General features: G+C 31.8%; 15 protein-coding genes. 4 read left to right on the top strand and 11 right to left on the bottom strand.

Translation table 11 applies throughout. The features are described 5' to 3' along the window. Window positions 1–14: 14 nt before the first annotated feature. The 8 genes from CF66_RS01545 to zapE form a co-directional block, all read right to left on the bottom strand. Entirely contained in the window at window positions 15–503 is a 489-nt protein-coding gene (locus CF66_RS01545; RefSeq protein WP_034411317.1) for a ClpXP protease specificity-enhancing factor, read from the bottom strand. 21 nt (window positions 504–524) lie between these two features. After that, on the bottom strand, window positions 525–1,169 hold the full coding sequence (gene sspA, locus CF66_RS01540; protein WP_016503569.1) for a stringent starvation protein SspA: 645 nt from the start codon (window positions 1,167–1,169) through the stop codon (window positions 525–527). 86 nt (window positions 1,170–1,255) lie between these two features. Further along, complete coding sequence (locus CF66_RS01535) at window positions 1,256–1,996, bottom strand: cytochrome c1 (RefSeq protein ID WP_034411315.1); 741 nt, start codon at window positions 1,994–1,996, stop codon at window positions 1,256–1,258. Continuing rightward, on the bottom strand, window positions 1,993–3,258 hold the full coding sequence (locus CF66_RS01530; RefSeq protein WP_034411481.1) for a cytochrome b: 1,266 nt from the start codon (window positions 3,256–3,258) through the stop codon (window positions 1,993–1,995). Before CF66_RS01530 ends, CF66_RS01535 begins: the two co-directional genes overlap by 4 nt. A gap of 12 nt (window positions 3,259–3,270) precedes the next feature. Next, entirely contained in the window at window positions 3,271–3,855 is a 585-nt protein-coding gene (gene petA / locus CF66_RS01525; protein WP_016503572.1) for a ubiquinol-cytochrome c reductase iron-sulfur subunit, read from the bottom strand. A gap of 297 nt (window positions 3,856–4,152) precedes the next feature. Then, entirely contained in the window at window positions 4,153–4,548 is a 396-nt protein-coding gene (gene rpsI / locus CF66_RS01520; protein ID WP_016503573.1) for a 30S ribosomal protein S9, read from the bottom strand. Between the two features lie 17 nt (window positions 4,549–4,565). Next, window positions 4,566–4,994 carry a 50S ribosomal protein L13 gene (rplM, locus tag CF66_RS01515; protein ID WP_016503574.1) on the bottom strand — a complete coding sequence of 143 codons (429 nt, stop codon included), beginning with the start codon at window positions 4,992–4,994 and terminating at the stop codon, window positions 4,566–4,568. A 260-nt stretch (window positions 4,995–5,254) separates the two neighbouring features. Continuing rightward, the gene (gene zapE / locus CF66_RS01510) at window positions 5,255–6,367 is read right to left on the bottom strand and encodes a cell division protein ZapE (RefSeq protein WP_016503575.1); all 1,113 of its coding nucleotides are present in this window, start codon (window positions 6,365–6,367) and stop codon (window positions 5,255–5,257) included. Between the two features lie 132 nt (window positions 6,368–6,499). Here zapE and CF66_RS01505 point away from each other — a divergent pair, with 132 nt between their 5' ends. Further along, a complete protein-coding gene (locus tag CF66_RS01505) occupies window positions 6,500–7,861 on the top strand; it encodes a DegQ family serine endoprotease (protein WP_034411311.1) in 1,362 nt (453 codons plus the stop codon). A gap of 122 nt (window positions 7,862–7,983) precedes the next feature. Here CF66_RS01505 and CF66_RS01500 read toward each other — a convergent pair whose 3' ends face one another. Further along, window positions 7,984–9,549 carry a BCCT family transporter gene (locus tag CF66_RS01500; protein ID WP_034411309.1) on the bottom strand — a complete coding sequence of 522 codons (1,566 nt, stop codon included), beginning with the start codon at window positions 9,547–9,549 and terminating at the stop codon, window positions 7,984–7,986. A gap of 176 nt (window positions 9,550–9,725) precedes the next feature. Then, the gene (gene rplY, locus CF66_RS01495; protein WP_016503578.1) at window positions 9,726–10,004 is read right to left on the bottom strand and encodes a 50S ribosomal protein L25; all 279 of its coding nucleotides are present in this window, start codon (window positions 10,002–10,004) and stop codon (window positions 9,726–9,728) included. 318 nt (window positions 10,005–10,322) lie between these two features. On the opposite strand from rplY, the gene CF66_RS01490 reads away from it, so the two are divergent. From CF66_RS01490 to fusA, 3 genes are all read left to right on the top strand, one after another. Then, window positions 10,323–11,189 carry a phosphotransferase gene (locus CF66_RS01490; RefSeq protein ID WP_016503579.1) on the top strand — a complete coding sequence of 289 codons (867 nt, stop codon included), beginning with the start codon at window positions 10,323–10,325 and terminating at the stop codon, window positions 11,187–11,189. Window positions 11,190–11,275: 86 nt separating this feature from the next. Beyond that, window positions 11,276–12,640: a DNA repair protein RadA gene (gene radA, locus CF66_RS01485; protein WP_016503580.1), complete on the top strand. Its 1,365-nt coding sequence runs from the start codon at window positions 11,276–11,278 to the stop codon at window positions 12,638–12,640. Between the two features lie 123 nt (window positions 12,641–12,763). Then, complete coding sequence (fusA, locus tag CF66_RS01480) at window positions 12,764–14,851, top strand: elongation factor G (protein ID WP_016503581.1); 2,088 nt, start codon at window positions 12,764–12,766, stop codon at window positions 14,849–14,851. Window positions 14,852–14,951: 100 nt separating this feature from the next. Here fusA and hemH read toward each other — a convergent pair whose 3' ends face one another. After that, on the bottom strand, window positions 14,952–15,914 hold the full coding sequence (hemH, locus tag CF66_RS01475) for a ferrochelatase (RefSeq protein WP_016503582.1): 963 nt from the start codon (window positions 15,912–15,914) through the stop codon (window positions 14,952–14,954). Between the last annotated feature and the right edge of the window lie 48 nt (window positions 15,915–15,962).

Genomic DNA, 15,962 nt, shown 5'->3' with positions numbered 1-15,962 from the left:
CAGCTATTTTATATTTATTTTACAACTCTTAAATGAGATTTTCCTTTCTTTACAAAATTAGATGGATCATTATCATGAGGTTTTTCAATACTACTATCTTTCAAAGAAGAATGTGAAATTTTACCACTAGTAACAGTAATATTATTAGTTTTTTTAAGCAGTTTAAAGTAAGTTTCTTCTGGATGAAACATTGTCCCTATACCATTTTCATGTGCATAAATAGCCTGAATAGCATCCAAAGGAATTACTACAGAATGAAAAAAACCAGAAAAACGAGCATTAAACTTAATCATATCATTTCCAAGCTCTAAATTAACTACTGATTTAGTAGAAATATTAAAAGTAATTTGACCATTCTTAATAAATTGTTCAGGGACAGAAACCCCAGAAACATTTGCATTAACAACAAGATAGGGTGTTAACCTATTATCAACTAACCAATCATAGAATGCTCTAAGAATATACGGACGAAAAGGTATCATTTTAAAATTTAAAATATTCATATTGTAAGGACCATTCAGAAATTAAATTAAGCGAATCTCACGCTCAACTTCTGTTAATGAAGCTAGAAATGAATCACGTTCAAATACACGATTCATGTAAACTTTTATGTCATTTGAACCTACACCGAGTAACTCAATACCTAACTGTGGAAGACGCCATAATAAGGGAGCTAAATAACAATCAATCAAACTAAATTCTTCACCCATGAAATACTGATATTCAGAAAATATAGGAGCAAGAGCTAGTAATTCAGTACGGAGCTTATTACGAGCATCATCAGATTTTTTAGAACTATTATTCAATAACACTTTTCTAAATAAAGAATACCAATTACGCTCGATACGATAAATAATTAAGCGAGTACTGCCACGAGCTACAGGATAAACAGGCATTAAAGGAGGATGAGGGAACCGTTCATCTAAATACTCCATAATAATTTTAGAATCATAAAGTGCTAATTCACGGTCAACAAGAGTAGGTACTGTTTTATAAGGATTCAATGAAACTAACTCAGGAGGAAGGGTATTTTCCTCATTATCATTAACTAATTCAACCTCAACGCTCACAGCTTTTTCAGCCAAAACAATACGAACCTGATGGCTATACATATCAGATGGACTTGAAAATAAAGTCATTACAGAACGCTTATTGGCAATTAGAGCCATAGAACCCTCCAAAAAAAATAGTTAGATTACTTTATTTTTACATCGATAAAATAACCTAGAGTAAAGGCAGAATATTATCACAATAATTAATGAACATCACGCCAATATTCTTTTTTGAGCAATACAACAACAATAGTAAACAGAACTAAAAAAGCCATGACCCACCAACCTATAACACGACGCTCCAATTTAATGGGATCAGATGAATATTCTAAAAAATTAACCAAATCTAACACAGCTTGATCATATTCTTCTTCGTTCAATTCACCCGTACCATCAGACTGGACTCCGACTATTACCTCAACTTTTTTTCCATCCACAATCATAGTTTTATAAATAGGCTTTGTAATACCTTGTAACTCTTCTAAAACATGAGGCATACTCACATTTGGAAAAACAACATTATTAACACCAAACTGACGAGAAGGATCAGAATAAAAAGAACGTAAGTAAGTATACAACCAATCTATACCACGAACACGAGCAACAAGAGTAAGATCCGGAGGTGAAATTCCAAACCATTTAGCTGATAAATCTTCTGGAATTGCATTTTTAATTAAATCACCCAGCTTTGCTTCAGAATTAAATATTAGATGTTCTTCCATCAATTCAAAAGGAATTCCAATATCATTAGCAACTCGTTCATAACGTTGATATTGAGTAGAATGGCAACCAAAACAATAATTCATAAAAATCTTAGCACCATTTTGTAATGAAGCTTGATTGGATAGATCATTGCTTGCTTTATCTAAAGATATACCATCAGATTCAGATAAAAGTGGTAATGTAATAAATACTAGCAAAAATAACAGCATCCACTTATTCATTTAAAAATTAACCTATTTGGCAATGGCTTAGTTTTTTCATTTTTGCTATAAATGAATAAAAGTACAAAGAACATAAAATAACCCAAACTAAAAATTCGAGCTAGTAATGTATAGGTTGGGGTTGCTGGTAAAGATCCTAAGATACCAAGAGCAATAAAACTAAAAGAAAATTGAGCAATATTAAGTAAATGTAATTTACTACGATAACGAAAAGAACGTACACTACAACGATCTAACCAAGGTAATATAAACAAAGCCACTATTGACATTCCCATTGATAAAACGCCTAACAATTTATCAGGTATTGCACGAAGGATTGCATAAAAAGGGGTAAAGTACCATACTGGAGCAATATGTTCTGGTGTCTTTAATGGATTCATAGCCTCAAAATTAGAATGTTCAAGAAAATAGCCACTCATTTCAGGATTAAAAAATAAGACATAACAAAAAAAGAACAGAAAAATAGCTATTCCTATTAGATCCTTAACTGTTCCATATGGATGAAAAGGAACGGAGTCAATAATATCATATTTCTTTGTATAAGTATCATGGAATTTAAATGGAGCAGTATAGTTATTACCTAAACTACCCTTTTTCAATTTGGTATCAATTCCATCAGGATTATTTGAGCCAACTTCATGTAATGCTAGAATATGCAATACAACAAGCAATAGCAAAACAATTGGTAAAGCTATAACGTGCAAGGCAAAGAAACGATTTAATGTGGCACCAGAAACAACATAATCACCACGAATCCATAGCGATAAATCATCACCAATAATTGGAATAGCACTGAATAAGGAAATTATTACTTGTGCTCCCCAGTAAGACATTTGTCCCCAAGGTAATAAGTATCCCATAAATGCTTCAGCCATCAGCACTACAAAAATCAACATACCAAATAGCCATACTACTTCACGTGGATTTTTATAAGAACCATAAATTAAGCTACGAAACATGTGCAGATAAATTACAATAAAAAATGATGAAGCACCTGTCGAGTGCATATAGCGCAACAACCAACCATACTCTACATCACGCATAATATACTCGATAGAAGCAAAAGCTTCTTCATTAGAAGGTATGTAATTCATAGTTAACCATATTCCAGTAACAAGCTGGTTAACTAACACAATCATAGCTAGAACACCAAAAAAATACCAAAAATTAAATGTTTTTGGCATTGGATATTCTGACATATGCTTCTTATAAGCATCCATCATTGGTAGACGTTTTTCAATCCAATCAAATAGTGCTGCTATCATTATAATTTCCTACTTCTCATCAATACCTATAACAACTTGCGTATCGCTTAAATACATATGTTTAGGAACAATTAAGTTTGATGGAGCCGGTACTCCTTGAAATACTCTTCCAGCGATATCAAACTTTGAACCATGACATGGACAAAAAAACCCAGATTCTACTCCTTGCACTTGTTCAGAGAATTTTTTTGACAGATAGGAAGGAGAACAACCTAAATGAGTACAAATCCCAACAGCTATAAAATATTCAGGCTTAATTGAACGATAAGTATTTTGAGCATATACAGGTTGTTGATCTGCTTTCGAATTCGGATCACGAAGTTGATTATTAAGTTTTAATAAATTATCAAGACTTGATTGTGTACGACGAACCACCCAAACTGGCTTTCCGCGCCATTTCACACGAATCATTTCTCCTTCCTGAAGTTTACTTATATCAATTTCAACAGGGGCTCCAGCAGCCTTAGCTTTCTTACTTGGATTCCAAGATTTAATGAAAGGAATTGCAATTGAGAGAAGAGCAAAACTACCAAAAACTGCTGTTATTGAAATCAGAAACTGCCTACGACTTTTATTTGAAGGGGAATCGCTCATCTTAAACATTCTCCTAGCTGCTAAAAATAATCTAATTTTTACGTTTAATCAAAGTATGACAACAAAAAACATGAAACTGATATCTATTTAATAAAAGATAATAAATAAAAGTCTACTTTTTGACAAGAATAAAGAAAAACTGTTTTCAATAGAAAAAAGCAGATTTTTATTTAAAAATATCAAGATAAAAGCAAAAAGCCTAGGACAAAGCTAGGCTTAAAACAATAAAAATCCATACTGATTAGATTATAAAACTAAATTCAGCAACGCTAAATAGTTACTTTGAACTAGACAAGATTAACGCTTAGAAAACTGTGGACGACGACGAGCTTTCCGAAAACCAACTTTCTTACGTTCAACACAACGAGCATCTCGAGTAACATAACCTGCTGAACGCAAAACAGGCCTCAAAGACGCATCATATTCCATTAAAGCACGAGCAATGGCATGACGGATAGCACCTGCTTGACCAGAAATTCCACCACCTTTAACAGTAATATATAAATCTAGTTTTCCAATCAATTCAACTAACTCTAAAGCTTGTTTTACAACCATAGAAGAAGTTGGACGACCAAAGTAAATATCCAGCCTCCGTTTATTAACTAAAATATCGCCAGTGCCGGGTTTAATAAAAACACGAGCAGAAGAAGTCTTACGACGACCAGTGCCATAGTATTGATTATATGATGCCATCTTTTACAATTCCAAATTTAAATTTCTAGTACTATTGGTTGTTGGGCAGTATGATTATGTTCAGCACCAACAAATACCTTCATCTTACGATACATTGCACGCCCAAGAGGACCATGTGGTAACATACCCCTAACAGCTAATTCCAACACCATATTAGGTTTCATATTAATTAATTCTGAAAAAGTAATGGATCTTAAACCACCTGGAAATCCAGAATGACGATGATAAATTTTACCTTTAGCTTTATCACCAGTAACATTAATCTTTCCTGAATTAATAACAATGATATAATCACCAGAATCAACGTGAGGAGTATACTCAACCTTATGTTTACCACGAAGAACAGAGGCGATTCTACTTGCTATACGGCCAAGAGTTTTTTCTTTAGCGTCCACAAGATACCAAACACGCTTTATGTTCTCAGGCTTAACAACGAAAGTTTTCATACCAACTAAATTACCTATTAAAATTTATAACTTGAGAAATGAATTTGACAACAATTCGTAATACTTTTGATTAAAACAGAACTACCTCAATACCTTAAGCATATATGAATGAAATAATAATCCCAAACTATCTAGACTATAAAATTTTTTTCAAACATTATAATTAACCTAAAATATACAAGCCTGGAGTATAGAAGAAAACAGAAAGAAAAAACAGCTATTTTTTCAAAAATGCTATACATGAATTAGAAAAACCAAACTTATTTGTAAAACAAATGTTTTCTGGATGAATAACGTTTGCTTTGCATCTCATTTAATCTGGAACAACAACGCTCAAACTCGAATTTAAGTTGACCCTCAGAATAAAGTAGCTCTAAAGGGACTTCAGCAGAAATAACTAATTTTACACAGCATTCATAACATTGATCGACTAAAGCAATAAACCTACGAGCTACGTCGTCAAGAGTATGATTCATTTGTTTTACATTAGCAAGTAATACTGTATGGTAGTTCATTGATATTTTAATATAATCATTTTGATTTCGATTACTTTGGCATAATTGCTCAAATGTTGCATACAATAGCCCTCCTGTTTCTCCAATAATTTTTATATAGTGATTATTAATTTTTATTTTATTTTTTGGCGTTGTCTTGGCTATTTTAAGGTGTTTTTTATAGCATATAATCAGTTTTTTATTATTACTTTTAGTTAATGGATAATAGTATCTCTCTGCTTGCTTCGACATTAATAATCGATAATCGATATTATTACGAATATTTATTATAATGCAATTTTTTTCAATTAGATGAATCGCCGAAAGAAACTGCTCTCGATTGAATCCATTTCGATATAAATGATTTGGTTGAATGTTTGAAGTAATAACTAAAATAATACCACGATCAAATAGCGCTTTTAACAAGACTGATAGAATCATTGCATCAGAGATATCTGAAACGACAAACTCATCTAAACAAATTACTTCTATTTCTAATTTCCACTTATCTGCTAATAACTCTAATGGATTTAAACCATTTAATGTTTTTAGTTCTTCATGAACTCGATTCATAAAACTATGAAAATGCAACCGGATTTTCTTTTTTATGGGCAAAATCTCATAAAAAGAATTCATTAAATATGTTTTGCCTCGACCAACTCCTCCCCATAAATAAACACCTTTTGGTTTATTCTTTTTAATTTTCTTTCTACATAGTTTTTTAAAAAAACTTAAAAATTGAATAGAAGTTTCTATTCTAAAATACTCAATAACATCTAAGGATAAATTATCTAATATATCAATTATGTTTTCTTGAAAAGAATCTTTTTTAAAGCCTAATTTTAAAAAATCATTTTGATATTTTTCTTTAAGCATCATACAAGCTAAGTACCCTTTATCTTTACACTAGGCAAAGCCAAAGTATTCTCTTTATTAAATTTTAAAAGAATAGTATTATAAGATACCATCTTATCCCATAAATGAGTGTAATTATCAATAGGAATTGATCAGATGAAAAAATCCTTTCTTACTCTAACTCTCTTGTTCTTTAGCCTAGCCAGTTTTCTCTTGTTACAAGACAGTGTCGCTTTACCTTTATCTATAGAAGGTAAGCAATTACCTAGTCTCGCACCAATGCTAAAGAAAGTCACTCCAGCAGTTGTTAGAATTTCTGTGGAAGGTACCCGTGTATCACATCAAAATCTACCTGAACAATTTTATTTTTTCTTTGGCCCAAATTTTCCAACAAAAAAACTTCAGCGTCCATTTAGAGGATTAGGATCTGGTGTAATAATCAATGCTATTCAAGGCCATATTGTAACTAATTACCATGTCATTGATGGTGCAGAAAAAATTCGAGTTAAACTGCATGATGGTAAAGAATATGATGCTAAACCGATTGGTGGTGATCAATTATCTGATATTGCACTGTTAAAGCTTAAAAAAGCAAAAAATCTTACTCAAATTAAAATTTCTGATTCAGATGATCTTCGTGTTGGAGATTTTGCAGTTGCGATTGGTAACCCTTTCGGTTTAGGACAAACTGTTACTTCTGGTATTGTTTCTGCTCTAGGAAGAAGTGGGCTTAATACTGGAAATTTTGAAAATTTCATCCAAACTGATGCAGCTATAAATACAGGTAACTCTGGAGGTGCTTTAGTTAATCTTAATGGTGAGCTTATCGGTATTAATACGGCTATTTTAGGTCCAAATGGTGGTAATGTTGGAATTGGATTTGCAATTCCGTCAAACATGATGAAAAATCTCATTGAACAAATTAAAGAATTTGGTGAAGTTAAACGAGGGAAGCTAGGTATAGAAGGTGGAGAAGTCACTTCAGATTTAGCTGAAGCCCTAGGTTACGAATCCAGTAAAGGTGCTTTTGTTGCCCAAGTTCAACCTGATAGCGCTGCAGATAAAGCTGGATTAAAAGCAGGAGATATAATAGTAGAAATTAATAGAAAACAAATTAACAACTTTGGAGAACTAAGAGCAAAGATAGCTACTGTTGGACCTGGTAAAAAGGTCACTTTAGGTATTATTAGGAATGGAAAGTTTAAACAATTTAATGTGACATTATCTGAAGAATCACTTAATAAAACTTCTGCTGGTAACCTACATGAAGGATTAACTGGAGCAGAATTAGCTAATACTACTGAAAAAGATTTTATACAAGGAGTTAAAATCACTTCCGTTTCTCAAGGATCAAATGCAGAAGCATATCAGTTAAAACCAAATGACATCATTATAGCTGTAAATCGTAATAGAATTAAGAACCTTGCAGAATTTCGTTCAGTGATTGATAAAAAACCAAACATACTAGCACTTAACATCCAACGAGGTAATCGAAATCTTTACTTAGTAGTGAAATAAAAAAAATTATTATAACTAAAAAAATGACTTCATAATTAATCATGCATGCATGTATGGATTGAACTGCTTTGAACTGTTAGAAACTAAACTACAGGATATATGTAGGTTTAGGATATAGTTTTTTATTTTTTTTGTTCAGTTTTTATTGCCATAACTAAACTTATACACATTATTAACAGCATACAATTAAATGGCAAAGCAGTTGAAATTGCTCCGGCTTGCAGTGCATGAACTGCTTTATTTCCACCAATCCATAGCAAGATCATAGCAATGGTTCCTTCTAAAAAAGTCCAAAACACCTTCTGTCGAATTGGAACATGAACCTTTCCACCTGATGTAATACTATCTATTACTAAAGAACCGGAATCAAGAGAAGTAATAAAAAAAACTAATATTAATACAATTGTCATACTTGATAATACTGTTCCAAATGGAAGAGAATCAAGCAATTCAAACATGGCAAGTGATGCATTTGATAAAACGGTTTTGCCAAGTATACCAATATCACTTTGTAATTGATTAATTGCTATTCCACCAAATACAGAAATCCAAATTAATGTTACGGAACTTGGTATAAGAAGTACTGAAATAATTAATTGACGAATTGTTCTCCCTTTAGATATACGAGCAATAAAAGTACCTACAAATGGAGACCAAGATATCCACCAAGCCCAATAAGGTATAGTCCAATGTTGTAACCAAGTCTCATCTGAACGCCCATATACCTTGCTCAAAGGAATAATATTGGTAATATAGGATATCAATGTTTCTGGAATAGATACTAACGATACAATATAAACCATTAAAGCAACAAAAACTAAAAGAATAAAAGCAATTATTATATTGATATTACTGATAATTCTGACACCAGATTTAATTCCAAATACTACAGAAATAATGGCTAAAAAAGTCATAATAATAACTGAAAAAGCTTGCAGTTCTATATTAATTCTCAGATTAAAAATATGATTAATACCACTTGCCGTTTGCTGTGCAGCTAAACCTAATGAAGTTGCTAAACCGAAAATGGTTGCAAGTGTTGCAAGGATATCAATAAGATGACCTATCCAACCCCAAGTTTTATCACCTAGCAATGGATAAAATACTGAGCGGATAGCTAGTGGAAAACCTTTGTTATAAGTAAAAAAGGCTAAAGAAAGGGAAACAACAGCATAAATAGACCAAGGATGTAATCCCCAATGGTACATCGTTGCTCCTAATGCAAGATGAGCAGCCTCATCTGAATTAGCAGTAACATTGAGAGGAGTTTCATACCAACCAATAAAATGGGCAACAGGTTCTGCAACACCCCAAAACATTAAACCAACACCTGTACCAGCTGCAAATAACATTGATAACCAAGAAAAAAAAGAATAATCTGAGGTTACGTTTTTACCACCTAGACGAATCTTACTATATGGGCTTAAAATTAGAATGAAGCAAAATATAACACAAACATTAGTTGAGGAAACAAATAACCAATCAAAGGTCTCAACAATATATTGTCTTAAGTTAAGTAATGCAGTTTGAATGGAATTAGTTTCAAACGACAATGTCAGCAATAAAAATAAAACAATTAAAGCAAAACTAACAATAAATACAGGACCATGAATATCAAATCCCCATTTTTTTATATTATCCTGACCTACAGTGTAATTAGCATTATCAATGCTATATTTATCGGTAATTTTTTTTTCTCTTTCAATTAAATAGATTTTTAAAAAATGAAAGCCATACTGAAATCTAAAAGTAGAAGTATATCTTTAAGGTTAGAAAAAAAATGTAGAAAATAAAAACAGGCTAGCCTTTATTTTATCGTATAACTGAAATCATCGACGCCTAATTTTATTTCTTTTTAAATCTACTAGATACGGATAAAGTCCATATGCTCAATTTTTGGCTTAAATGGATGATGTTGAATATCTTTCAACCTAACCTTGATATTCTCACTACCAATTGCTAGGATAATTGAAATATGAAAACTGAACTTATCTATTTGATTAATAACATCACTATGTATTAGTGCAATAGAAACTGGTGGAAACTCACTTCCATAAATAACTGCTGGAAACTGACCAGATTGACGCAAACGCCTACTAGCACTTTTACCAAGCTCAGCACGGACTACTCCTTCTAATTTCATAAGTCTTTTACATTCTCCAATTTAAAATTTAAATAAAAGCAAATAAATTTTCGCATTTAGAAATTCAATCCAATAGATTTAAAAAACATTAAAATACGAATAGATACGTGAATAAGTAACTTATAATGAATTCCAGGATAGTAACATTAGCTATTTAATTGAGCAATAATTTTTTATAAAATTTCACTTCGGGTAATTAACTTTATTTCTATAGAAAATAGAAACCTAAATATCAGAAATATAAACTGAATTAATTTCAAGTTAAAAAAATAGAAGTACATTTTATTAGAATAGCTTTACTAAAAAATAAAGAGTCTTATGTCAAAGATATTATGGAAAAAAGCATGTCAGCTTAATAGTTCTTTATTGACGATAAAGAGATTATTCAAAAAATCTCCAAGTTACGTGCAAATTCTTTCTGAAGGATTAACAAACTATTGTTACAAAGTAGTCTTTTCTAACGGCAATAAGTATGTCTGGAGATTTAAGATACCTGCTGTTAAAAAAGCATTTCTAATTTCTCAATTTCAAGAGTTCCAAGTACTTTCTTTCATTCAATCTACCTTAATTGCTCCTAAGCCAATTATTGTTAATAGTCAAGGCATCCTTGTTGATTGGATTGAAGGAGATTCATTAAGAGTTATTAAAACAAGTTTTAATTCCGTTCTTAAAATCATTGTTAAAATACATGAATTAAATATAGATAATATTCATATTCCTAGATTTAATTTCATAGAAAAAGTGGATCACTATTGGTCACAAATTAGAAATGAATTGAAAACTCATAAATATCAAAAATTATATAATCACTGGAGAAATATACCTAATTTACCTAGCATTAATAATACATTATGTCACTTTGACCTAACAACATATAATATGGTGAATACAATATTAGGAAATAAAGTGATTGATTGGGAATATGCTACAATAAGCGATCCTCGTTTAGATTTAGCATTAAGTATTAATGCAGCTAATGAAGAAGTTTTTAAATCTGTATCCTATTATTGCAAACTTCGTAAAATCGTAAAAACAAATGATTGGATTGCAGGTGTTTTACTATGGAAGCCAAGAGCAATCATGATGGTAATGTTATGGTACTTACTCAATTATCAAATATGGAATAACCTAAAACACCTATCCGAGGCAGAAAAACTTAAAGATTATTTAATAGATTATTACTAATATCTAACATATATGCACTATATCATAATCAATTGCAATACTTCTTAATTCATTAATAGAAACAAAAAAAATATAATTAGTATACTATGAAGAAAATAAAACTTTCCTATATCTGTAGTGATTGTGGTACAAATTTCCCTCGATGGCATGGACATTGTAACATTTGCGGAATGTGGAATACTATAAGTGAAATCAAATTAGCAAAACCTTCTAATCATAGTAAACAAAAATCATCCAGTAAAACTGAAAATAAAATACAAATATTATCAGATATTAATTTGCATAAACTCCCTCGTCTTAAAAGCGGTTTTAAAGAGCTTGACAGAGTTTTAGGTGGTGGGATTGTTCCAGGGGCTACTATTCTAATTGGCGGAAATCCCGGGACGGGCAAATCTACCCTATTACTTCAAATGATATCCATGCTATCAGAAAAAACAACAGCTTTATATGTCACTGGAGAAGAATCTCTTCAACAGATTGCTATGCGTGCATCTCGATTAAAACTCCATAAAAAACACCTAAAAATGTTATCTGAAACCAATATTACTAAAATTTGCGAAATTGCTAAAAAAGAGCAACTTCAAGTGATGATTATAGATTCAATTCAAGTTATGCGTATTACTGAATTACAATCGTCTCCTGGAAGCATAACTCAAGTACGTGAATCAGCAATGGCACTAACCCATTATGCAAAACAAAACAATGTCACAGTATTTATCGTAGGACATGTGACAAAAGATGGAACTTTAGCTGGTCCAAAAATACTTGAACATATTGTGGATTGTTCTATATTGCTGGACAGTAGTGCTGATAGTCGCTTTAGAATGCTTCGTAGTAAAAAAAATCGCTTTGGAGCAATTAATGAACTTGGTGTTTTTTCTATGACAAGCTACGGATTACAGGAAGTACATAATCCTTCTGCAATTTTTTTATCTAAAGAGAAAGAAGATATTCCTGGCAGTTCAATTATGGTCCTTTGGGAAGGAACTCGTCCACTACTTATTGAAGTTCAAGCTTTGGTTAACCGAGCACAAGCCAATAATCCTAGACGAATTTCAGTTGGTTTAGAACAAAATCGATTATCGTTATTGCTAACAATTTTACATAAACATGCCGACCTAGAAATTATTAATCAAGATGTATTTGTTAATGTAGTAGGTGGTGTGAAGATAACAGAAACTAGTGCAGATCTAGCTATTTTAATAGCCTTACTTTCTAGCTTCAAAAATAAATCGCTCCCAAAAGATACAATAATATTTGGTGAAGTAGGTCTTGCAGGAGAAATTCGTCCAGTACCTAGTGGACAAGAACGTTTAAAGGAAGCATCTAAACATGGCTTTAAAAAAGCAATTATTCCTTCAGCTAATGTTCAAAAAAACACAACATATAGTTTAAAAACCTACAGCGTTAAAAAATTATCAGAAGCAATTAAGATCATTGATAAATTATAATGAAATATAAATTAATATGTTTATATATTATCTGAGAATATTACGTTGATAAAGCTATTAGTTCTAAAAGACTATGATATAATCCTCGTGTGATTTTATTTTATAATAAACAGAGTATATACAATGGCAGATTTATCAAAATACAGAAACATTGGTATTTTCGCTCACGTTGATGCAGGGAAAACTACTACTACGGAGCGTATCTTAAAGCTAACGGGTCAAATCCATAAAACTGGAGAAGTTCATGATGGAGAATCAACTACTGATTTTATGGAACAAGAAGCAGAACGTGGTATTACTATTCAGTCTGCAGCTGTTAGCTGTTTCTGGAATAACCATCGTCTGAATATTATTGACACTCCTGGACATGTAGATTTTACCGTAGAAGTATATCGTTCTCTGAAAGTCCTCGACGGAGGTATTGGTGTATTTTGTGGATCTGGTGGTGTGGAGCCTCAGTCGGAAACTAATTGGCGTTATGCAAATGAATCCAATGTTGCTCGTCTAATTTTTATTAATAAATTAGATCGTATTGGTGCTAATTTTTTCAATGTTGTAAAACAAATAAAAAGCCTACTAGGTGCTAATCCATTAGTCATGACAGTCCCAATTGGTCAAGAAAATCAGTTTATTGGCGTGGTGGATATATTAAATCTTAAGGCATATGTTTGGGATGAAACAGATTTTCCTGAAAATTATGAAATTCAAGATATTCCATCAGATATGCTTGAAAGCATTACAATTTATCGAAAAGAACTAATTGAAACAGCTGTTGAACAAGATGATTATCTAATGGAATCTTATATGGAAGGCGAAGAGATTTCTATTGAAAATATTAAAACTTGTATCCGAAAAGGTACGAAAAACTTAGAATTTTTCCCCACTTTTTGCGGTTCCGCATTTAAAAATAAGGGTATGCAACTAATTCTAGATGCAATTGTAGATTATCTTCCTTCTCCAACAGAAGTAAATCCTCAACCTTTAATAAATCCCGAAACAGGAAAACCAACTGGAGAAATGGCTACAGTATCTGAAGATAATCCTTTTCGTGCCCTAGCATTTAAAATTATGGATGACCGTTTCGGTAGCTTGACATTTATCCGCATCTATTCAGGTTGTCTAAATAAAGGAGATACTATTCTCAATAGCACAACCAATAAAACAGAACGTGTTGGTCGAATGGTTGAAATGCAGGCCAATGAACGCAATGAGCTGACTAATGCCCAAGCTGGTGATATTATTGCTATTGTAGGTATGAAAAATGTGCAAACCGGTCATACTTTATGTGATGTTAAAAACAAATGCACACTTGAGCCAATGATCTTCCCAAGTCCAGTCATTTCAATTGCTGTATCCCCAAAAAATAAAGGAGGTTCCGAAAAAATGGCTGTTGCACTTAATAAAATGATTGCAGAAGATCCATCTTTTCAAGTTGAAACTGATAATGAAACAGGGGAAACTATCCTTAAAGGTATGGGAGAGCTACATCTAGACATTAAAATTGATATTCTAAAACGTACATATAATGTTGAACTAAATGTTGGTGCTCCTCAAGTTGCTTACCGGGAAACTATTACACAAACTGTCGAAGATAGTTATACACATAAAAAACAGTCTGGTGGTGCTGGTCAATTTGCTAAAATTGATTATCGCATAAAACCAGGTAAATTAAATTCTGGTTTTATATTCTCTTCAAAAGTCGTTGGTGGAAATGTCCCTAAAGAATTTTTACCTGCAGTAGAAAAAGGTTTTTTATCAATGATGAATAATGGCATTTTAGCTGGTTTCCCAATATTAGATATTGAGATTGAACTATTTGATGGTGCTTTTCATTCGGTTGATTCATCAACCATTGCATTTGAAATTGCTTCAAAAAATGCATTCAGACAATCTATGCCTAAAACAGATCCAAAACTCCTTGAACCAATAATGTACGTTGATGTGTTTACTCCAGGAGATCATATTGGTGATGTAATTGGTGATCTAAATCGTCGTCGCGGAATAATTAAAGATCAGCAATCGACTGCTACAGGAGTACGTATTAAAGCCAATGTACCTTTATCAGAGATGTTTGGTTATATTGGCCATTTACGTACCATGACATCTGGTCGTGGACAATTTTCTATGGAATTTAATCACTATACAAAATGTCCTGACAAAATTGCTGAAGATATAATCGCTACAAAAAAAGAGAAAAATAGCAAAAAATAAGTAATATACTTAACTTTAAACCATATTAGCTCTTAGTATTTCTATTGAAAGCAGATGGTTTAAAGTTTGTAATTGAATCTTTATATGATAGAATTATTCTTTATGATTTACTCACAAGTGAGGCTATCATTTCAATATGTAGAGTTGAATCATTTAAACAAGGTATATAGGTGAATTTACGACCTCCAGCTTCCATGTACTTATTTTTATATCTTACTAAAATTTCTTCTAAAGTTTCTAAACAATCACATGAAAAACCTGGAGCTAAAACATCGACATTTTTGATTCCTTGATTTGGAAGTTCTTTGAGGATTTTATCTGTATATGGACTTAACCATCTTATTCTGCCAAAACGAGATTGATATGAAAAACCAATCTCTTTGCTTTTTAATTCTAATACTTGCGCAAGTAAATCTGTTGTTTGTTTACAAAAACTAGGATAAATATCTCCACTTCTAGTTACATAAGATTCCGGAATACCATGATATGAACATAGTAAATAATCTCCTTTTCCATTATTTTTCCATGACTTTCTAATACTGTGAGCCAATGCCTTAATATATAAAGGATGATTATGATAATTGCAAATTAACCTATACGTCGGAATTAAAGGGATTTTCTTAAACACTTTTACTAATCTATCAAAAACTGCAGCAGTTGTTGTTCTAGAATATTGAGGGAAAAGAGGCAATATAATAATATCTGTAACTTTTTTAGATAATAGTTCTTGCACTCCGCTCTCTAAACTAGGTGAACCATAGGTCATACCTGATGACACTGGTAATTTCAACCTTTTATTTAATAATTGTACTTGTCTCTGAGTATATAAAATTAATGGTGAACCTTCATCCATCCAAATTTTTTGATATAACTTTGTTACTTTCTTAACTCGCATAGGTAATACTAGAGCATACAAAATGGGATACCACAACCAAGCATTTATGTCTATTACTCGCCTGTCAGATAATAACTGTCTTAGAAAAAGACTAACTCCAGTCATCGTTGGTTTACTAGGGGAACCAAGATTAACTAGCAAAACACCTAAGTTATTGCTATTTTTCATTATTTAAAATATAAAATATTAATTAATAATTACAGTCCATATATATTA

It is taken from the genome of Candidatus Photodesmus anomalopis (assembly GCF_000731785.2).
GTDB lineage: Bacteria > Pseudomonadota > Gammaproteobacteria > Enterobacterales > Vibrionaceae > Vibrio > Vibrio anomalopis.
Note: the sequence above shows the minus strand (reverse complement) of the source record. Positions and strands in the feature narration are given on the sequence as shown.